General features: G+C 56.4%; 11 protein-coding genes. 5 read left to right on the top strand and 6 right to left on the bottom strand.

Annotated elements, in window-relative coordinates:
• Positions 1-227 precede the first annotated feature (227 nt).
• Positions 228-563 (top strand): PadR family transcriptional regulator, encoded by a 336-nt coding sequence (locus tag DYU11_RS08095; RefSeq protein ID WP_119667143.1) that lies wholly within the window; start codon positions 228-230, stop codon positions 561-563.
• Positions 560-3,223, top strand: a complete 2,664-nt coding sequence (locus tag DYU11_RS08090) for an ABC transporter permease (protein ID WP_119667142.1) — start codon at positions 560-562, stop codon at positions 3,221-3,223. Before DYU11_RS08095 ends, DYU11_RS08090 begins: the two co-directional genes overlap by 4 nt.
• A 90-nt stretch (positions 3,224-3,313) precedes the next feature.
• Here DYU11_RS08090 and guaA read toward each other — a convergent pair whose 3' ends face one another.
• From guaA to DYU11_RS08070, 4 genes are all read right to left on the bottom strand, one after another.
• Positions 3,314-4,861 carry a glutamine-hydrolyzing GMP synthase gene (gene guaA, locus DYU11_RS08085; protein ID WP_119667141.1) on the bottom strand — a complete coding sequence of 516 codons (1,548 nt, stop codon included), beginning with the start codon at positions 4,859-4,861 and terminating at the stop codon, positions 3,314-3,316.
• Positions 4,862-4,916: 55 nt separating this feature from the next.
• Positions 4,917-7,007 carry a sialate O-acetylesterase gene (locus DYU11_RS08080; protein ID WP_119667140.1) on the bottom strand — a complete coding sequence of 697 codons (2,091 nt, stop codon included), beginning with the start codon at positions 7,005-7,007 and terminating at the stop codon, positions 4,917-4,919.
• Positions 7,008-7,122: 115 nt separating this feature from the next.
• Positions 7,123-8,277: an exo-beta-N-acetylmuramidase NamZ family protein gene (locus tag DYU11_RS08075; RefSeq protein ID WP_119667139.1), complete on the bottom strand. Its 1,155-nt coding sequence runs from the start codon at positions 8,275-8,277 to the stop codon at positions 7,123-7,125.
• Positions 8,278-8,309: 32 nt separating this feature from the next.
• Positions 8,310-10,469, bottom strand: coding sequence for an ATP-binding protein (locus DYU11_RS08070; protein ID WP_119667138.1), 2,160 nt, complete (start codon positions 10,467-10,469; stop codon positions 8,310-8,312).
• A gap of 203 nt (positions 10,470-10,672) precedes the next feature.
• Between DYU11_RS08070 and DYU11_RS08065 the strand changes: the two genes are divergently transcribed.
• Positions 10,673-11,911: an ABC transporter permease gene (locus DYU11_RS08065; RefSeq protein ID WP_119667137.1), complete on the top strand. Its 1,239-nt coding sequence runs from the start codon at positions 10,673-10,675 to the stop codon at positions 11,909-11,911.
• Between the two features lie 145 nt (positions 11,912-12,056).
• Here the strand turns inward: DYU11_RS08065 and DYU11_RS08060 are convergent, their stop codons facing one another.
• Positions 12,057-12,920, bottom strand: coding sequence for a TraB/GumN family protein (locus tag DYU11_RS08060; protein WP_119667136.1), 864 nt, complete (start codon positions 12,918-12,920; stop codon positions 12,057-12,059).
• Positions 12,921-13,114: 194 nt separating this feature from the next.
• Here DYU11_RS08060 and DYU11_RS08055 point away from each other — a divergent pair, with 194 nt between their 5' ends.
• The gene (locus DYU11_RS08055; RefSeq protein ID WP_119667135.1) at positions 13,115-16,561 is read left to right on the top strand and encodes a methylmalonyl-CoA mutase family protein; all 3,447 of its coding nucleotides are present in this window, start codon (positions 13,115-13,117) and stop codon (positions 16,559-16,561) included.
• Between the two features lie 58 nt (positions 16,562-16,619).
• Positions 16,620-17,978 carry a GH1 family beta-glucosidase gene (locus DYU11_RS08050; RefSeq protein ID WP_119667134.1) on the top strand — a complete coding sequence of 453 codons (1,359 nt, stop codon included), beginning with the start codon at positions 16,620-16,622 and terminating at the stop codon, positions 17,976-17,978.
• Here the strand turns inward: DYU11_RS08050 and DYU11_RS08045 are convergent.
• Positions 17,970-20,315, bottom strand: coding sequence for a T9SS type B sorting domain-containing protein (locus tag DYU11_RS08045; protein ID WP_119667133.1), 2,346 nt, complete (start codon positions 20,313-20,315; stop codon positions 17,970-17,972). The genes DYU11_RS08050 and DYU11_RS08045 overlap by 9 nt on opposite strands.
• Between the last annotated feature and the right edge of the window lie 158 nt (positions 20,316-20,473).

Here is a 20,473-nt window from a genome sequence, read left to right as displayed (position 1 = left end):
TTTTAAGTCAGGCTACGGTTTAGCAAGCGGATTAAAGCCCAGCGCATAATCTCGACCAGATAGAGAGTCAGTTGCCTATCCGCGCTAAACCGCATCATTCCAAACGGGTTCTCTGCTGCTACAATGACCTGCTCAATTAAATATTTTACATACATATAGTGATTTTATAAGTCTATTTTACATACATTTACAAAGTAAATTGGAGAAAGACGCAGGCCACAGACACCATGAAAGGGACTAATCTGGGAGAATTTGAAGAACTGGTTCTGCTAACCATTGCGGCCCTGGTCAGCGAAGCCTATAGCGTAGCCATTTGTGACGAACTGGAAAAGTATACCGGTCGCTCGGCTAAGCTTGGGGTAGTCCACGCCGTATTGAATCGGCTGGAAAAGAAAGAACTGGTAAAAAGTCGGATGGGCGAAGCCACCAGCGCCCGGGGCGGTAAACGCAAACGCTATTATGAGGTAACCCACGCCGGCAAAGTGGCGCTGACCCGATCGAAGGAAGTCCGCGAAGCGATCTGGCGGGTGATTCCCGGCTTTAATCTGGAAGGTTCACTATGAAAGCACCGGCCCGCCACAATGACCGACGAAAAGCCCCCGACCGGGAGACTGCCGAGCCGCCCCGCTGGGCGCAACGGCTGCTGCGCTGGTATTGCGATCCCGACTTACTCGAAGATTTGCAGGGGGACCTGAATGAGTTCTTCGACCGACATCTGCACGAGAAAGGACCGCGACGCGCCCGACAGATTTACTGCCTCGATGTGCTGAAGTTTTTCCGACTCTACACCATTCGTAAACCCGATTGGCTAACCCTTTTCATTCACTGGATCATGCTTGGCAGTTACCTTAAAACCTCCCGGCGCAGCCTGTTGCGCAACAAACTGTTTTCGTCCATCAACATCTTAGGGCTGTCCGTCAGCATGTCGGTGGGTCTGTTGATCATTGCTTTCACCGTCGATTTGCGCTCGTACGACGATTTTCAGGAGAAAAAGGACCGGATCTACCGGGTGATTACGACGTACCAGACTCCGGAACAACCCCCGATGGACCTGGCGTCTACGTCGGTGAAGGCGGGCAAACGAATACGCGAATTGGTTGCCGGGGTAGAAGACGTGGTTATCATGCGGAGTGGTTTCGGGGGCGATGCACACGTGGGCGAAACGGTGGTGCCGCTTACTGCCTACTGGGCCGATGACGCCTTTTTCAGGGTGTTTACGTTTCCGCTGCTGAAAGGCAATCCGGCCACGGCTTTAAAAGAGCCGTATTCGGTGGTACTGACCGAGAAAACAGCGGAAAAACTGTTTGGCGAAGCCGATCCGCTGGGCAAGGTAGTCCGGTTCGACACCCTGAACTATACGGTGACCGGCGTGGCGAAGGACGTACCTAAATTTTCGCACCTCCGGTTCGAAGCCCTCGTTTCGTTTGCGACCGCTGAAGCGTTACAAGCGAAGATAGACCCAAATTTGCAGAGCTGGGAGGACATCTGGCAGAATTACGTGTATGTTCTGCTGCCGGAGGGACGTGATGTCCAATCGCTGCAGGCAACGCTGGCCAGAATCAATACCGCAGAAAATGCGGCCATTAAAAACAGAACGTTTACCGTAGCGCTTCAACCACTCAAGGAAGCGGCTTTAGGACGGAGGCTTTCCAACGCCATTGGGCCAACAATGTCCCCCCTGGTTGTCTGGATACTGGGCGGACTGGCCTTCGTCGTTATTTTATCCGCTTGCTTCAATTACACCAATCTGTCCATTGCCCGGTCGTTACGTCGCTCGCGGGAGGCGGGTATCCGCAAGGTAATCGGCGCCCTCAGAGGTCACGTTATGGGGCAGTTTATGACCGAGTCGGTCCTGATTGCCCTGCTGGCACTGGTGTTTTCGTTTGGGTTGTTTTTACTCCTGCGAACGCAGTTTCTGGCCCTTGATGCTGACCTACGTAATCTGGTTTCCCTCGACCTGTCGGTTCAGACCGTTGTTTATTTCATAGCCATGGCCGTTGGTGTAGGGCTGCTTGCCGGCTTATTACCGGCGCTGTTTTTCTCCAGAGTCAACCCGATACTGGTTATCAAAGACGTTTCCGCCCTCAAGGTGTTCCGGCGCGTTACGATGCGAAAGGTGCTGATTGTGGTGCAGTATACCCTTTCGCTCATCTTCATTACCGCTACGGTGGTTGGGTACGTACAGTACCGCAGCTTTCTTTCCTTTAATCTGGGCTTTCAGACGGAGAACATTCTGAACATCCCCCTTCGGGGCAACAAAGGCAATGTCCTGGCGAAGGAACTGGCTGCGATCCCCGGCGTCAGTGCCATCGCTCAGTCATCAATGGTAACCAGCCTGGGCAGTGTAGGCGGCACCATGATGAAATACAACAATCCGGCTGATTCGGCCCTGGTCTGGCTTAATTTAGTCGACGAGCATTATCTGCCCATGCATAAACACAAGTTAGTGGCTGGGAAAAATTTCAGTCTTCGCCCCAGAAACGGTGAAGAAAGCGAAATAATCGTCAATGAGCAGGTCCTGAAGCGGTTTAACATTGCCCAGAGAAATCCCCGTAAAGCACTTGGTCAGCTGGTAACGGTCGATGGAAAAAAAATGACGATTGTGGGTGTGCTCAAGGATTTTCATTACGAAACGGTTCTCCATCCCATCAAACCGGTGATGTTCCGCTATTCGGCCGAACCCGGCGGCTACCTCAACGTGAAAGTAGCGTCTCCGAATATTGCGGCCACGATGGAACAGATCGAAGCCGCCTGGCAAACGATTGATAAGGTGCATCCGCTCGAAGCCAAGTTTTACGACGACCAGATTGAAGAGGCTTACCGGATGTTTTCGGGGATGCTGAAAGTAATCGGCTTTATCGCTTTCCTTGCGATTTGCATTGCCTCGCTGGGGCTGTTTGGCATGGTTGTGTTCACCACCGAAACCAAACTCAAGGAAATCAGCATCCGAAAAGTGTTGGGTGCCAGCGATTCGTCGCTGGTGCTGGCCCTGAGCAAGGGACTCCTGAGCTTACTGGCCGTAGCCGCCCTGATCTCGCTGCCCGCTACGTACCTGTTCTTCGACAAAGTAGTTCTGCCCGACATTGCGTATCACCCACCCATCGGTTTGGCTGAACTGCTGGCCGGCAGCCTGATCGTTATTTTGCTGGCGGTTCTCCTGATTGGTTCGCAGACCCTGAGAGCGGCCCGCTCCAATCCGGTAAAAAATCTCAAAACGGACTAAACCGGTTCAGATCACTTTCTTTGGTACGTATAGCTGTTTTACTTAAGAACAGGCCTGTTCTTAAGTAAAACAGCTATACGTACAACTTATTTATTCCCACTCAATTGTAGCGGGTGGCTTTGACGAAATATCGTACACTACGCGGTTGACGCCTTTGACCTTGTTAATGATCTCATTGGAGATATCGGCCAAAAACTCGTAGGGCAAATGCGCCCAGTCGGCAGTCATGCCGTCCACGCTCGTTACAGCACGTAGCGCCACGACCCGCTCATACGTCCGCTCGTCGCCCATGACGCCCACCGACTGCACCGGCAACAGAATGGCACCGGCCTGCCAGACCTTATCGTACAGCCCCTCGCGCTTCAGCCCGTTGATGAACAGCGCGTCGACTTCCTGTAGAATCTGCACTTTTTCGGCCGTGATGTCGCCCAGAATCCGGATGGCTAAACCCGGTCCGGGGAACGGATGACGACCCAGAATCGTGTCGGGTAAGCCCAGCGTTCTGCCCACCGCCCGAACCTCATCTTTAAACAACGTATTGAGCGGCTCCACGACTTTCAGCTTCATGAAATCGGGCAGGCCACCTACGTTATGGTGCGATTTGATGGTCGCCGACGGCCCTTTTACCGAAACCGATTCGATTACGTCGGGGTAGATTGTTCCCTGCCCCAGCCACGATACGTCCTCGATCAGGTGCGCTTCGTGGTCGAATACGTCAATGAAGGTTTTGCCGATGGCTTTGCGCTTGGCTTCGGGATCGGTCAGGCCGACCAGGGCACCGTAGAACTGCTCCCTGGCATCGACACCTTTCACATTCAGCCCCAGCTCTTTATAACTTTCCAGTACGTCGCCGAACTCATCTTTGCGCAGAACGCCGTTGTCAACAAAAATGCAGTAAAGATTCGTGCCGATGGCCCGGTGAATGAGCGTAGCCGCCACCGACGAATCGACGCCCCCCGACAAGCCCATCACAACTTTATCGGTACCCAGTTTCTCTTTCAACTGCGCAACGGTCGATTCGACAAACGATTCGGCGGTCCAGTTCTGTGAGCAGCCGCAAATGTCAACGACGAAGTTTTTAAGCAGCGCTTTCCCCTGCAGCGAGTGTGTCACCTCCGGGTGGAACTGAATTCCGTAGGTCGGCTCGCCGTCGATCTGGAACGCAGCCACGCGAACCGTATCGGTTGAGGCAATGATCCTGAAATTCTCGGGAACGCTCATGATGGTGTCTGCGTGCGACATCCAGACCTGCGAGTGCTGATCGATACCGTGCAGCAGTGGGTTCTGATCGTTGACCGTACCCAGTTTCGCCCGGCCGTACTCCCGAATCGACGAGGGTTTCACTTCGCCCCCGCTCGTCTGCGCCATGAGCTGCGCGCCATAGCAGACACCCAGCACCGGCGTTTCGTGCCGCAGCGCGTTCAGGTCGATGGTTGGGGCATCAGCATCGCGCACAGAAGCTGGACTTCCGGACAGAATTACACCCTTGATGGAAGAGCGGTTCGTCGATGCAATGAGTTGGGGGAGATGATTGTACGGATGAATCTCGCAGTAAACGTTCAGTTCGCGGACCCGGCGAGCGATCAATTGGGTGTATTGCGAACCAAAATCTAAAATCAGAATTTGTTCGGTGGCCATGATAGGTATCCAAAATGCAAAGTTAGGGCATTTTTCGATACGTGGCTCAACATTCTCAACGTCCAACCACCAGGCGGCAGCGCAGAACCGCCTGCCGGTGCTCTACCGCCAGCAGGTACGACCCGGCCGGCAACGCCTTCACCGACGTCCGGACCAGCAGTTCACCGCCGGCTACCTGTTCGGAGCGACGCCAGACCACCCGCCCCCCCATGTCGGTCAGCGTAAGCCGGACGGTAGCCCCCGCCCAGCCGGCCGGCACGTCAACCCGCACTTCATCGCTGGCCGGGTTGGGATACACCCGCGCCACGCCTTCGCTTTCGTCCAGGGCCAGCACCAGCCGCAGCGAGGCCGTCACTACGGGCGAATAATCGGCTTCGGCGCGTCGGCTCAGTGCCCGGACGCGGTACTGGTACAAGGCATCGAGCCGCAGACTTTCGGTAGCCTGACCGGGCAAACGTCGGAAATCGTTGTAGGTCAGTACGGAGCCGGGCAGGCGGGCCAGCTGCCTGAACTGACCCGTACTGTCGGCGCGTTCGACCAGCCACTCCTCTACCTCATCGACGGGCTGGTTCCAGCTCAGCCGGACGTGGCTGGTATCGACGGCTACTGCCTGCAAATCCGTCGCTACCGGCAGCGGAGCCGCAATCGGCACGCGGAAGAACGTCAGCGCCCGCATGCCCCGGCGGTTCCGGATAAACGGACCGGCAAAGTAGCCGAGCGGCCCATCCTGGTAGTAAGAAGGCAGGTACGTCAGCGTCTGGGCGTACATTGGTTTCTTCAATTTCAGGATAATGCGGTTGCCCTGCTCGGTTGCCGATTGAATAAAACTGGCCTCTCCGCTAGGGTAATCGGTGTACATGAACAGGGGCAGTGCCAGTTGAGACCGGTTTCCGTTGCCAGGGTTTACCAGCGTCGTATCGGCCGGCCAGCGCATTACCTGCCCTGCATTAAACTCCAGGACCAGTTCGTCGCGGGCGGGCGTGCGGAAGAAAATCCGCTGGATGTCCGGCGATTCGATATTGCTCGTGTCCGTGGCCCCGTAAAAGTCGCGGGCCACCAGCCGAAACAGTTCCTGCCCAAACTGCCGGTACCCCTCATTGCCAAAATGGACACCGTTATAAGCCGCCAGCCCGACCGTCGCGATCGGCTGATTATCGGGAAAACTCTGTTTTGACCGGCGCTGGTAATCGCGCAACGCCCCGGCCCCCAGCACCGGATCGGTCAGCAGGTTCAACTGCGAATGATAGACTTTCCGGAGGTTCGGATAATCCAGCTTCCAGTGGTTGTAGAGCTGCGGATACCACTGCTCATACGCCCCTGGATTGCCCTGCGCTTCGGCCTCGCCCTGCCGCCAGATCATGGCCCGTACGTGATCGGCCACCCCGGCTTTTCGCGCCCGGTAGAGCAGTCGCCCGTGCAGCGTAGCCAGGTTGTCGGGTCGGCCTTCGGTCCGGGTTGTGTGTTCGCCGATGGTGGTTGAAGGAGCCGCCCCGTTGATGACCGCCGTTGGAATACCGTGCTGCTGGCCGATGAGCCGCTGCAGTTCAACACCCCACAGGCTGTTCAGGCCTTCGCCCGTATTGGTCAGGCACCAGGCGGTATCGGCTGGGTTGTAGGGCGTACCAGGACGATTTACCCCGAAGGAGCGGCAAAATTCATTTCGGTACGGATTCGGATCAGACCCGCCCACCGCGTTCGACTGCCCCATGATCAGAAAGACGTCCCCGCAAACAATGCTGTCCCGAACGGCCACCCGTACCGAATCCCCTACCGACAGTCCATCAACTGCCGGATTAGCCGGAGCGTGGTGGGTAAACAAGAGAAAACTGTATTCGGCCAGTTCGGCTCTGATCACCGGCTTAAAACCAAAACGTCCCGTAGTCGGCTCAACCGGTACGCGTTCGTAGCGATAGCGCTGCTGGTTGCGCAGTACGACCAGCGAAACGGCCCTAACGGCGGCAGACGATGCGCGGCCGGAGATGCTGACCGTACACTGGCTGTTCTGATCGCGGGGGTACAACTGCAACGGAGCCGGCCACTGGCTGAGGGTAACCTGGGCCGAGCCCGGCACGGCACGGCCAAGAATGGCGGCCAGCGTTAGGATAAAGAGTCGCACGTAGGTATGGGCAACAAAACGAGCAGGCATAGCTACATGGTCCGGTAAAGCGGTGTTGACAGGTGGTTTTCTACAGCCTGAATCGACGTAACGGTCCGTTCAGGTAAATTGTTGGCGAAAGCCGGCGACACCCCGCCTGTTTGCCTCATGGATAAAGCAGGTATTTTTTCCGGATCGTTTTGTAGGCATCCAGCGCCGGCTGCCAGCTCTTCCGGATGTCGGCTTCCGACACCCCGGCTTTGAGCTGGAGCCGGAGCTGATCACTGCCGTACAACTTGTCAATAAAATTAGTCCCCAGAATGAATTTATCCTTGTCGGCGGCTTTGTTGTAAAAGTCAATTACGTATTTCAACGTAAAGCCCTGCTTCCGGGCGTCGGTTTTTGTCAGATCGAGCCCGTAGCAGACCTGGCCTTCGTTGGGTGGATTCACGGCTCCCGGCTTGTCGACGGGCGTGAACTGAAACGACCCGTTCTTCGGGTTAGGCGACCCAATCACCTGAAACTGTTTGTCCGTGCCCCGCCCAACGCTGACGACCGTTCCTTCGAACAGACACAACGACGGATACAGCAGGATAGCCTGCCGGTTCGGTAGATTGGGCGATGGCGAAACGGGCAGGTCGTAGGCTGTCTGGTGCGTGTAGCCTTTCACCGGAATTACGGTCAGGGGGCAGTTTTTCGACCCCGCCAGCCAGCCCTCGCCGTTGATCATCCGGGCCAGTTCGCCGACGGTTAGCCCGTGGACGATGGGAATGGGGTGCATCCCGACAAACGACTTGAATTTCGGATCAAGCACGGGTCCATCAACGTAGTGGCCATTCGGATTCGGGCGATCGAGCACAATCAGCGGTTTGTTCACCCCGGCGCAGGCCTCCATCACGTAGTGGAGGGTGCTGATGTACGTATAAAAGCGAACTCCTACGTCCTGAATGTCAAACAGTACGACATCGAGTGAATCGAGCTGCTGGGGCGTCGGCCTTACGTTCTTTCCGTACAGCGAAATGATTGAAATACCGGTGCGGGGGTCGCGGCTATCGGCGATCTTATCGCCGGCGCTGGCCTGCCCGCGGAAACCATGTTCGGGCGCAAATATCGTTTTAATCGTCATCCCGAGCGATTTCAGACTATCGACAAGGTGACGTCGGCCGATGACTGAGGTTTGGTTGACCACCATGCCCACGCGTTTACCCCGCAGCGAGGGCAGGTAAAGATTGGTTTGTTCGGCTCCGGTCTGGAGAGCCGGTTTTGATTGAGCAACGGCGAGTTGACTAAGCAGGCACAGTGTGATAATGAAGTGTTTCATACAAGAATTTGGTAGTCAAAGCGGTGGTATCGTCAGTTGACGGGCAGTCGAATACGAAAGGTGGTTCCGGTTGAGCCGGTAGATTCCAGCGACAACGTACCTCTATGCCCCTTGGTAATGATATCGTAACTCAACGACAACCCCAGCCCCGTACCCTGTCCGGTTGGTTTGGTAGTGAAAAAAGGCTGAAAGATCTTTTCTCTAATGCCTTCGGGCACACCAAATCCATTATCCTGTATATCAATAACGACGGCATCGGCTGATCGGTGCGTACCGACGGCAACCGTAGGTGAATACTCAGCCCCCTCTTTGCTGGCCCGTTCCTGAACAGCATAAAACGCATTGTTGAACAGATTCAGGAGTACCCGGCCGAGGTCCTGCGGTACAACCGTCAGGGCGCCCAGGTCCGGAGCAAAGTTTGTGACGAGCCGTGCATTGAACTGTTTATCCTTGGCCCGTAGCCCGTGGTAGGCCAGCCGCAGGAATTCGTCGGCCAGCGCATTCAGATCGACCGGTTCCGGCTGACCCACGCTGGTGCGGGTATGGTCGAGCATGCTGCGTACAATGCCCGCAGCCCGCGTGCCGTGGTGACTGATTTTGGCCAGATTCTGCCCCAGATCCCCCAGCAGATCGGCTTCGAGGTCAGTGTCGCGTTCCGGGCCTTTCCGGGCTTCTTCTGTCAGCTCGGCCACCAGTTCAACCGATACGTCGGCGAAGTTATTGACGAAGTTCAGCGGGTTCTGAATCTCATGAGCAATGCCGGCCGTCAGCTCGCCCAGCGATGCCATCTTCTCCCGCTGAATCAGTTGCTCCTGCGTATCGCGCAACTCGGCCAGTGACTTGGTCAGCTCGGCCGTACGTTCGGCTACCTGCTGTTCGAGCCGTTCGTTCTGTTCGGTCAGAATCAATTCTTTCTCGGCCGACAGCTGCTGAATGTCAGCCAGCCGCTCCTCCAGCTTCTGGTTCGTCTGCGCGTAATCCCGGGCCAGCAGAATGGCAAATCCGATGGGCAGCGTCATGAAAAACAGGAGGTTAATCACATTGCTTATGTAGGGACTGTAGTCGGGAGAAGTTCTGAACAACCAGACGCTGATCAGAGAACCCACCAGGAGGATCCCGATCATAATCAGTATGGTAGACAACAGCAGCCGGGCATTGGCCCGACGGCTGCGTACGGCCAGCCGACTGACGCGTATCCCCTCCAGAATGATCAGGATGAGCAGCAGCGTATTGAACACATTAAGCCCTTGCTGCGGTCCCCAATAGTGGAGACAGACGCGCGATACAACCAGCCCCGATGTCAGCCCCCAGAACCACCAGCCGAACGGCTGCTTCAGGTATATGTAATAGAACGCCAGCAACAGTGAAAAGAACAGCATCACCGCAAGGCCACTCAGCAACGATACCCAATCGGCCAGTTCAGTATCCGTTTCCACCGCCAGTACGTCCGTCAGGGTGAGGCTGTATGCCCCAAGCAGCATGGCAACGGCGAAGATTAGGTTAGTCCGCTGTCGCCGGTACGCGTAGTACAGAAAGTGAATGACACTCAGCAACAGAAAAACGCCCACCACGATGTAGTTGGCAACCGTGTTGACATACAGCCGGTTCGCCACCTGTTCAACCAGGCCGCTGGTGGGTACCAGACGGGCCGAAAACAGGGGACCGGTCAGGTAATACCGCTTCGGCACGTACCAGGGGGGCCGGTGCTGCGACAGCCGTACGGCCAGTACGTGTGGCCCCGCGGTTAGGGCTGGCAACAGATAGCGCTCCCACGATATGGGGGTATAGGTCTGCTGTTGGGTATAGCTGGTCCCTACCTTTCCCAACCGCCGGAACAACGTACCATCCAGGTAGATCTCCGAAGCCCCTGTCTGGTTCAGGTGCAGCGAAAGCGATTGCTGCGCCACCGCCGAATCCAGCACAAAGGTCAGCCGAAACCAGCCCAGCGGAGATTGCCTGAACGCCGGGAGGCTTATAATGCTGAAGTTAGGCCCGGAGGTATTCCAGCGGCTATCGTCAAAGGCGGGACTCGCCCAGGCCGGGTTATCGCCCAGATGCCACCGCCAGCCCGTGCGCAGAAGCAGTCCGTTGGCGGTCAGACTATCGACCTGACTGGTTTTCTGAGCGCGCACAGTGCCAGACCAGGCCGCCAGGCCAATCAGCATCAGAACGAGATGGAATCGGATTCTCATTCAGTACAAGCAGTTTTAAACCGCTAAAAATAAGCAGGTGCCCCGTCAATTCATACCCGGATTCAGGCTGATCCGGCCTTTCTGCGGGGAAATACGCCCCGGAGCAACGATAAAAAAACTGTCTTTTTAAGCGGGGGGCTTTGTTTCTGCGTTACTTCTATGTTGTATCCGTTAGATTTGTCCAACGCTAATCAACAGTTTCCTTGAACGTTCCTGTTTTTCTGGCCCGGCGGGTTCGTCATGCGCCCGAGGGTAGTTTTTCGTCCACCGTAACGCGCGTCGGTATCATCAGCATTACGGTTGGTCTGGCGGTTCTGATCGCGGCTTTTGGGATTTTGTATGGCTACAAACAATCCATCCAGCAAAAGATTTTCGTCTTCGGCGCGCACATTCAGATCACGAAGTTTTCAAACAACCTCTCCTTCGAGGAATCCCCCCTGTCGACCAACACGGCGCTGTTCCGGACCGGCAATCAGATTCCGGGCGTTCGGCATATTCAGGGCGTCGCGCTGAAAGCCGGCATCCTGAAAACCCGCGACGAACTGTCGGGCGTTGTGCTGAAGGGCGTCGGACAGGATTACGACTGGGACTTGCTACGCGAATCGCTGGTAGCGGGCAGCGTCCCCGATTTCCGCACCGACACGGCCGCCCGCGAAACCGGCTATTCAACGCAGCTGCTCATCAGCCAGTACATGGCCAATCAACTGCGGGCCAACGTTGGGCAGAGCATTCCGATGTATTTTCTGGGCAATCCGCCCCGCGCCCGGAAGATGACCATCGTGGGCATTTACGAGACGGGACTGGAAGAGGTAGACAAGACGATTGCCCTCGGTGATATCCGGCTGATCCAGCGCCTGAACCGGTGGGGTGCCGATTCAGTAGGCAGCTATGAAATTTTCGTCAACGATTTTACCCAACTGGAACCAGCGGCCGACAACGTATTCAATGCGATGTCGCCCGATATGCGCCTGACCCGCGTCACGGATCAGTACCGCCCGCTGTTCGACTGGATGGTGATGCTCGACCGCAATACGGCCATCCTGCTGACACTGATTGCTTTCGTGGCCAGCTTCAACATGGTATCGGTACTGCTGGTGCTGATGATGGAGCGCACACCCATGATTGGTATGCTTAAAGCCCTGGGCAGCGTTAATGCACTCATCCGGCGCATGTTCCTTTACATCGGGCTGAGCATGGTGGGCTGGGGCCTTCTCTTAGGTAACCTCATTGGTCTGGGGCTGTGCTGGTTGCAGTGGCAATTCCGGCTGGTGCCTCTCGACCCCAAGAACTACTTTGTCACCTACGTTCCCATTGCCTGGAACTGGCCGACCATTCTGCTGCTCAACCTCGGCACGGTGGTGCTGATTGCCCTGGTGCTCTGGATTCCAACCCTGATTATCAACCGCATCCAGCCGGTCAAGGCGCTGACGTTTAAGAAGTAGTTTGAGGTTTGTGGTTGGTGGTTGGTGGTTTGTAGTTAGTGGTTTGTAGTTCGCTGGCGCGTCAACACTCCTGCGTCAGCCAACTACAAACCACCAACTACCAACCACAAACCTCCTCAAACCACCAACCTCAAAACCACAAACTCTACTGCACCGGCTTCACGGTGTATCCTTTCTTCCGCAGCAGGTTGATAACGCCTTTTTCGTTGCCCAGGTGGCCGGCTCCGAAGGCGAACAGGGTTGGTTTTTCGCGGGCGGCTTTTTCAATGACGGGAATCCAGTTTTCGTTCCGCCGATTCAGCAGGTCATCCTCGAACTCGGCCATGCCCCCGCCAAACTGGCTGTTTTTGATGGATTCCATGAGCTTTGCTACGTCCTGCGCCTTGTAAGCCGCCATAAAGCTGGTGAACTCCTGCGAGGCTTCGTCGGGTTTCCGGGCCATGTCGACCAGCGCTTTGATCTGGGTTTCCATCGGCATCTTTTCAATAGCCGCCATCTGCGCGTCAAGCGTTTCCAGTCCCAGAACTTCTTTTTTATCCTTGGCGGCCATCTGCGCAAACGTCAAATCGTAGGATTGCGGCTGGCACTTGAGCAGGGTCATGTACATGAGCGACATCAGCCCAAAGGGCTTCAGCGTTCCAACCTGCGACAGGTTCATGTTCATCCGCTGTTTCAGGTAGTTGTCCAGCACGGTATACTCCTCCGGTTTAAGAAAATCTTTGATGGTTTTGCCGTCGCTCAGCGTCATTACTTTCTGCATCTGTCCCATCAGCGCCGGATCGTCGAAGTCCAGTTCGAGATAAACCTGCTGCGCGTTGCCGTATGCCGTCTGCATAGCGTCGGTGATTTTGAGATCAGCCGGGCAAACCAGATGGAACGTACCGTAGAGATACGAGGGTTTGGCCAGGCCCGGCCCGGTCACTTCATACAGGAGCGCTTTATCCTGAGCCTGTACGGCCGAGATCAGTGATCCGGCGAAGAATAAGGCAGTGGTCAATAGCTTTTTCATGGTCAGTCGTTTGTCGTCGTGGTTACGGCATCAAAACTATAGGTGCCCTACCCTGCCCGCAAAAAAATGGGGACAACCGCCGGGACTATGGGACGAAAGCCAGCATAAATGGGATGAAAGCCTTTCGGTTTTGCTTCGTAACTTTGGTACGACTTTGTCTGCTTCATCAACAGGAAAATACTGACTCAATACCAATGACCATTCAGGAAACCAAACCGTACCAACCCGTTCATAAAATCCGCCTTGTTACGGCCGCTTCGCTGTTCGACGGCCACGATGCGGCCATCAACCTCATGCGTCGGATCATGCAGTCGTCCGGGGCGGAGGTGATTCACCTGGGCCATAACCGGTCGGTGGCCGAGATCGTCGACTGCGCCATTCAGGAAGACGTACAGGGCATTGCCGTGACCAGCTACCAGGGTGGGCACGTCGAGTTTTTCAAGTACATGTACGATCTGCTCCAGGAGCGGGGGGCCGGACACATCAGAATTTTTGGCGGTGGTGGCGGCACTATCCTGCCGACTGAAATCGAGGAACTGCACGCCTACGGCATCACGCGCATCTACTCCCCCGACGATGGCCGGGCTCTGGGCTTGCAGGGCATGATCAACGACCTGCTCCGGCAATGCGACTTCCCCACCAAGCTGTGGGACCTGAACGGCCAGCTTAAAAAACTGCCCGAAACCAAGGATATAAACCTGATTGCCCGGCTGATTACCACCGCCGAGAACGAGCCTGAGCAGTATAGGCCGCTGGTCCGGATGTCAAATCTGGGCCAGACTGATCCGAGATTTCAAATCCCGAATAGCGTTCCTGTCTTAGGCATCACCGGTACCGGCGGGGCGGGCAAGTCGTCGCTGGTGGATGAACTCGTACTACGGTATCTGCGGCAGTTTCCCGACAAGACGCTGGCTATTATATCCGTCGATCCGTCGAAGCGCAAAACAGGCGGTGCCCTGCTCGGCGACCGCATCCGGATGAACGCCATCAACGATAGCCGGGTGTATATGCGGTCGCTGGCTACCCGGCAGTCAAACCTGGCACTGAGCAAGCACGTGCAGGATGCCATTGACGTGTGTAAAGCAGCTCATTTTGATCTGATTATCGTCGAAACGTCGGGTATCGGGCAATCAGACACGGAGATTACTGAGCACTCCAATGTGAGCCTGTACGTCATGACGGCCGAGTACGGTGCCGCTACGCAGCTGGAAAAGATCGATATGCTCGACTTTGCCGACGTAATTGCTATCAATAAGTTCGACAAGCGGGGGTCGCTGGATGCGCTCAGGGACGTCCGGAAACAGTACCGCCGGAACCATAACCTGTGGGATACGGCCGACGACGATCTGCCTATTGTAGGCACCATCGCGTCGCAGTTCAACGACGCCGGCATGAACAGGCTGTTCGATATGCTGATGCAGCGCGTCGGGTTCACAAGCACGGAGCAGGGGGCAGGAAACGAGGGAGATTTGCAAGACTCCGCACCCCAGGCCCTACGCCCCTCGCCCCAGGCCATCATTCCCGCCGACCGGGTCCGGTATCTGGCCGAGATCGTGGAAGAAAGCCGCCGGTACGATGAATTTGTCAATGAACAGACAGCCCTCGCCCGGCAGTTGTACCAAATCGACGGGACGCTGAAGGTGTTAACCTCTGCGGATAAACAGACCTCCCCGCTGAGTGCTGAGTTGCAGCAACTTTACACCGACCTCGAATCACGCCTACACTCCGACTGCCGGGCATTGCTGAAAGCGTGGCCGGAGATGCAGACGCGCTACACGGCCGAGTTTTATGAGTATAAAGTGCGCGATAAAGTGATCCGGCAGCCGTTGTACACCGAAACGCTGTCGCACCTGAAAGTGCCGAAAGTGAGTCTGCCGAAGTACAATGACTGGGGCGACATCCTGCGGTGGCTCCTGACCGAGAACGTACCGGGCGAATTCCCGTACGCGGCCGGCGTGTTTCCCTTGAAGCGCGACGGTGAAGACCCAACGCGGATGTTTGCGGGCGAGGGCGGCCCCGAACGGACCAACCGCCGGTTCCATTACGTCTCGAAAAATATGCCCGCCAAACGGCTGTCGACGGCGTTCGACTCGGTGACCCTCTACGGCGAAGACCCCGACTACCGCCCGGACATTTACGGCAAAGTGGGCAACTCCGGCGTGAGCATCTGTACCCTCGATGACGCCAAGAAACTGTATTCCGGCTTCAATCTCTGCGATCCGGCCACGTCGGTATCGATGACCATCAACGGCCCCGCGCCGATGCTGCTGGGTTTCTTCCTGAACGCAGCCATTGATCAGCAGTGTGAGTTGTGGCTAAGGGAGCAGGGAAGCTTCGCGCAGGGATTGCCGGGTGCTGACGCGCAGGGAGATTCGCACCCTGCTACCCCCGCCATCCCTGCCACCCCCGCGCCACGCTATCAAGGCCCACTCCCCGAAGGCAACGACGGCCTGGGACTCCTGCTGATCGGTACGACCGGCGACAAGGTGCTGCCCCGCGATGTCTACGAGAAAATAAAAGCCGATACACTGCGAAAAGTGCGTGGTACGGTACAGGCCGACATTTTAAAGGAAGATCAGGCGCAGAACACCTGCATTTTCTCGACGGAGTTTGCGCTGAAGATGATGGGCGACATCCAGGCGTATTTCACCGAGAACCGGGTGCAGAACTTTTATTCGGTGTCCATTTCGGGTTACCACATTGCCGAAGCGGGCGCTAACCCGATTTCGCAGCTGGCTTTCACGCTGGCCAACGGCTTTACGTTCGTGGAATACTACCTCAGCCGCGGCCTGAACGTCGATGATTTTGCGCCGAACCTGTCGTTCTTTTTCTCGAACGGCATGGACCCCGAGTACACCGTACTGGGCCGCGTCGCGCGTCGGATCTGGGCGAAAGCGATGAAGTACAAGTACCGCGCCAACGACCGGTCGCAGAAGCTGAAGTACCACATCCAGACGTCGGGCCGGAGCCTGCACGCGCAGGAAATCGCCTTCAACGACATCCGCACCACGCTCCAGGCGCTGCTGGCGATCTACGATAACTGCAACTCGCTGCATACCAACGCCTACGACGAAGCCATCACCACCCCCACAGAAGAATCGGTACGGCGGGCAATGGCCATTCAGCTCATCATCAACCGCGAGTTCGGCCTGACCAAAAACGAGAACCCGCTACAGGGCGCGTTCATCGTGGACGAACTGACCGGGCTGGTCGAAGAAGCCGTGTACCAGGAGTTCCTGGCCATCAACGAACGCGGGGGTGTTCTGGGTGCGATGGAACGGATGTACCAGCGGAGTAAGATCCAGGAAGAGTCGATGTATTACGAGACGCTGAAGCACAACGGCCAGTTGCCCATCATCGGCGTCAATACGTTCCTCGATCCGAAAGGCTCGCCAACGGTCGTTCCGGCGGAGGTAATTCGCTCAACCGACGACGAGAAACGCTACGCCGTCGAATCGTGCCGGGCGTTTCAGGAGCGGCACCGCACCGAAGCGGAGGTGGCCCTGCAAAATCTGCAAAATACCGCGTTGGCCCACGGCAACCTTTTTGAAAGCCTGATGGAAGCAACCAAGGTCTGCTCGCTGGGGCAATTGTCCCGGGCGCTGTACGCCGTTGGTGGGCAATATCGGCGGAATATGTAATGACAGAAAACACCAGAGGCTTTATCTACGTTGCAGAAGATAATCTGATCACGCCTGCATGAAACAAGAATTCGGCCCCGATTTTGTCTGGGGAACCGCTTCAGCCGCTTACCAGATCGAAGGAGCCGTCGACATCGATGGACGCGGTCCTTCAATCTGGGATACTTTCTGCCGACAGAAAGGCAAAATCAAAACCGGCGAGACCGGCGATGTCGCCTGCGATTTTTATAACCGCTACGAAACCGACCTCCTGCTGAACAAGGAGCTGGGCTTCAATGCGTTTCGGTTTTCGCTGTCGTGGTCGCGCATACTGCCCGACGGAACTGGTCCCAGCCAGGGCGGAACGATCAACGAAGCCGGGCTGGCCTTCTACGATCGGGTCATTGACAAATGCCTGGCGCTGGGCATGACGCCCTGGGTGACGCTTTACCACTGGGATCTACCCCAGGCGCTCGAAGCCAAAGGCGGCTGGACAAATCGGCTGGTGATTGGCTGGTTCACGGAGTTCGTCGACATCTGCACCAAGGCTTTTGGCCACAAAGTCAAGCACTGGATCGTGCTGAACGAACCACTGGTCTACACTGCCCTTGGGTATTTCGCGGGCTGGCATGCTCCGGGTCGCCGGGGTTTCTGGAACTTCCTGCCTGCTGTGCATCATACTGCCCTGGCCCAGGCCGAAGGTGGGCGTATGGTCCGGCAAAACGTTCCCGACGCGCAGATTGGCACGACGTTCTCCTGCTCCCCCGTCGACGCTTTTACATCTTCGGCCCGCGACCAGGGGGCTGCGATGCGGGTGGATGCGTTGATGAACCGGCTGTTTGTCGAACCCGCCCTGGGGCTGGGCTACCCCATGGAAACCCTGCCGTTTCTGGAAAAAATCAAGAAATACACCCAATCCGGCGACCGGGAAAAGCTGGCGTTCGATTTTGATTTCATCGGGTTGCAGCATTATTTCCGGGCTGTCGTCGAGGGGTCATTTTTCGCGCCCTACATCTGGGCCGCCGAAGTTACGCCCAACCGCCGACAGGTACCGCTCATTACCGAAATGGGCTGGGAAGTGTATCCGGAAAGCATGTACCGCATCATCAGGCAGTTTGCCCAGTACGACGGCGTCAAGAAGATCATCATATCCGAAAGCGGGGCGGCCTTTTACGACTCGCTTTACAACGGCGAAGTGTACGATGCCCAACGCATCAAATACCATCAGGAGTACCTCGCCAACGTACTCCGGGCCAAACAGGAAGGCGCACCGGTGGAGGGCTATTTCGTCTGGACCTTCCTGGATAATTTTGAGTGGGCCGAAGGCTACCGCCCCCGATTCGGGCTGGTGTACGTTAACTATCGCAATCAGCAACGTATCGTCAAAGCATCCGGTCGCTGGTTTCAGCAGATGCTGACCGAAGTGGCATTAGTGTAAGACGGTTACCTGACCCTGGAACGTTCCCGCCTTACCCGCTCTGATTACGTAGGGATACAAGCCCGGGGGAACAACTTCGCCCCGATAGGAGCCATCCCACGGTGTCGCGTAGCCGCCTGACGAGAAGATAACGTGGCCCCAGCGATCAAAGACGCTGACCTCCAGTTGTGGAAACTGATCCAGGTTACGAATCACCCATACGTCGTTGACCCCGTCGGCATTGGGGCTGAACGCCGTGGGAATATGCAGGCGCATCATCACCTCAACCCGTATGGTTGCCGTTGCCTGGCAGCCTACCTCATCGGAGGCCGTTACCCGGTAGGTAGTCGTTGAATCCGGACTGGCTATAGGCGAGCGTACATCAGGCCGGTTCAGGCCACTTGCCGGTGTCCATTGATACGTTAGTGAATCAACGGCGCTTTCCAGCGGCAGCGCTATGCTGTCGTACCGATCGATCCGCACAACCGGCGCTATCTGTAGTTCAATCCGGCGGCTTACCGGAATGAAGCGGGTCTGTCTGGCTTCACAACCCTGGTCGCTCACAACCGTGTATGTCACCGGGTGAATGCCGGTTCCTGCCCGGTCAGGAAAGAACCGTGCGGCATCAACTCCCGGCCCGCTGAAGACTCCCCCAGCGGGCTCGGCGTGCAAACGAACCGGCCCGGCAGTTACATCGCAGACCGGTGGCACCGAATCAAACTGAACGACCGGACGGGGCCAGACCCTCAGCGTTATGGGATTAGACAACGTACTGCACCCATACCGGTTGGTCACGTTCACCTGATACGTTCCTCCAGCTGGTACGGCCACCTCGGTTCCGGTCAGGCCGGGCTGTAGCTGGTTATCCTTGAACCATTGCTGCGTCTGTGTGTTGACACTGTCGGTCAGGCGCAGATAGGCTGTATCGGCTTCACAGTAATCGTTTCGATTGGCCGTCAGCGTCGCGGCTGGCGTGGGGTTGAACCGCACCGTCAGGGTGTCTTTCCCGACGCAGGCTGAGCCGGACGCCCGAACGAAAACCGCGTAGTGCCCACTTTCCCGAACCGTTAACTGTTGAGAGGTAGCGTTCGCCAGCGGCTGACCATCCTTCTGCCATTCGTACCGGCCAGATGGCGTAGGCGTCGCCTGCAACGTAACGGCCCGGCCCTTGCACTGCACCGGATTGGCATCTGGAACAAGATCAATGCCGGGAGACTGTCCAACCTGAACCTGTACGATTGCCGAAGTCGAATCACTGGCACATTCCCGCGTACTGCTTCGCACAACGCTGTAGTCGCCGGGGTCACGAACCAACAAAAATGGCTTCGTTGCTCCACTGATCAACCGATTGTTTCGCAGCCACTGATACCGCCAGCCGGCTCCAGGGTCGGTACGTAGGGTGTCCGACTGTCCGTCGCATAAGTGCACGCGGGTGGCGGGTTGCCCCCGATAGGTTACGACCGGCATCGGTACGGTCGAGCGTCGGCAGTCGACCACCGGCAGCAGAAAATCCCGGCGGGTCAGACCGATACGTCGGCCGTTGCGGTATTCCTCGCACTGCACGGTAAACAGGTACATCCCCTGGGCCGTTGGGGTTACGCTAACCTCACCCGTCGCCGGGTTGATGCGGAGCGTCGGTCGTCCGGGCATCAGATTCGTTAGTGAATAACCGGGTGCCCAATCAACGGGGATCAGCGGATCACCTGTGGGTCGGATGCGATAATGCTTTGCCGGGGTAACAAACGAGTACAGAAGTTTATCCCCATCGGCATCGACCGCGCCAAACGACGCTGTATACGGCTTACCGACGCAGGCAAAATCCCCTTTCGGGCTTCCAAACACCGGCGACGAATTGCCATAGAACGTACTGGTCTGATCAAGGGGCGGAAACTCCAGGTAGAGAACGTCTGTCAGCCCAATTGAATTAGCCAGGTTCGTGATTGAATACACACGGGCGCCCCACCCCAGGATGATATAATATCCCTCCGAATCCGTGTAGCGGCTGACGTCGAAGCGGTGCGTATCGTAGTACAGAAACATGGCCAGCCCCTTCTTCCAGACATCGCTACAGGTTGGATTCGTGTACGGCAAAACGATACGTTCACGCTGCGGAATTGGGATGACCTCCATCAATTTATTAGTCCGCTTGCTGTATACTTCGAGCTTAGCATCGGCTCGGGCCTGGTCCGGACTCATCCCATCCCGGGTAAAGAAAGTAACCGTTAGCCGGTACACCCCCGGTTGCCGGCCAACGGCCGTCATGCTCAGATCACCGCCATACATGTGTGTGGCCCGCAGGGCCGGGGAATACAACAAAATCCCAAGCACAATGTAGACTTTCAACCAGAATGCCCCCATGACCCGTGCGTGTGTGATGGCTACTCAACTGACCAAATAGTGATAATCAACAAATTAGTTTAACTTATTTATTAATTAAGTATTCTAATAAATGCTATTTAGAATCTTGTACTTGCCATTTTTCAAATATAATTAATAAACAACTACTGGATACCCAT

Origin of the sequence: Fibrisoma montanum, from assembly GCF_003583365.1 — a bacterium.
GTDB classification, from domain to species: domain Bacteria; phylum Bacteroidota; class Bacteroidia; order Cytophagales; family Spirosomataceae; genus Fibrisoma; species Fibrisoma montanum.
This window is presented reverse-complemented; position numbering and strand designations above follow the sequence as displayed.

Excerpts from the sequence above, each read along its gene's own strand:
- DYU11_RS08045 (WP_119667133.1), bottom strand. The coding sequence starts at position 20,315 with ATGGGGGCATTCTGGTTGAAAGTCTACATTGTGCTTGGGATTTTGTTG.
- DYU11_RS08070 (WP_119667138.1), bottom strand. The coding sequence starts at position 10,469 with ATGAGAATCCGATTCCATCTCGTTCTGATGCTGATTGGCCTGGCGGCC.
- DYU11_RS08075 (WP_119667139.1), bottom strand. The coding sequence starts at position 8,277 with ATGAAACACTTCATTATCACACTGTGCCTGCTTAGTCAACTCGCCGTT.
- DYU11_RS08050 (WP_119667134.1), top strand. The coding sequence starts at position 16,620 with ATGAAACAAGAATTCGGCCCCGATTTTGTCTGGGGAACCGCTTCAGCC.
- guaA (WP_119667141.1), bottom strand. The coding sequence starts at position 4,861 with ATGGCCACCGAACAAATTCTGATTTTAGATTTTGGTTCGCAATACACC.
- DYU11_RS08090 (WP_119667142.1), top strand. The coding sequence starts at position 560 with ATGAAAGCACCGGCCCGCCACAATGACCGACGAAAAGCCCCCGACCGG.
- DYU11_RS08095 (WP_119667143.1), top strand. The coding sequence starts at position 228 with ATGAAAGGGACTAATCTGGGAGAATTTGAAGAACTGGTTCTGCTAACC.
- DYU11_RS08060 (WP_119667136.1), bottom strand. The coding sequence starts at position 12,920 with ATGAAAAAGCTATTGACCACTGCCTTATTCTTCGCCGGATCACTGATC.
- DYU11_RS08080 (WP_119667140.1), bottom strand. The coding sequence starts at position 7,007 with ATGCCTGCTCGTTTTGTTGCCCATACCTACGTGCGACTCTTTATCCTA.
- DYU11_RS08055 (WP_119667135.1), top strand. The coding sequence starts at position 13,115 with ATGACCATTCAGGAAACCAAACCGTACCAACCCGTTCATAAAATCCGC.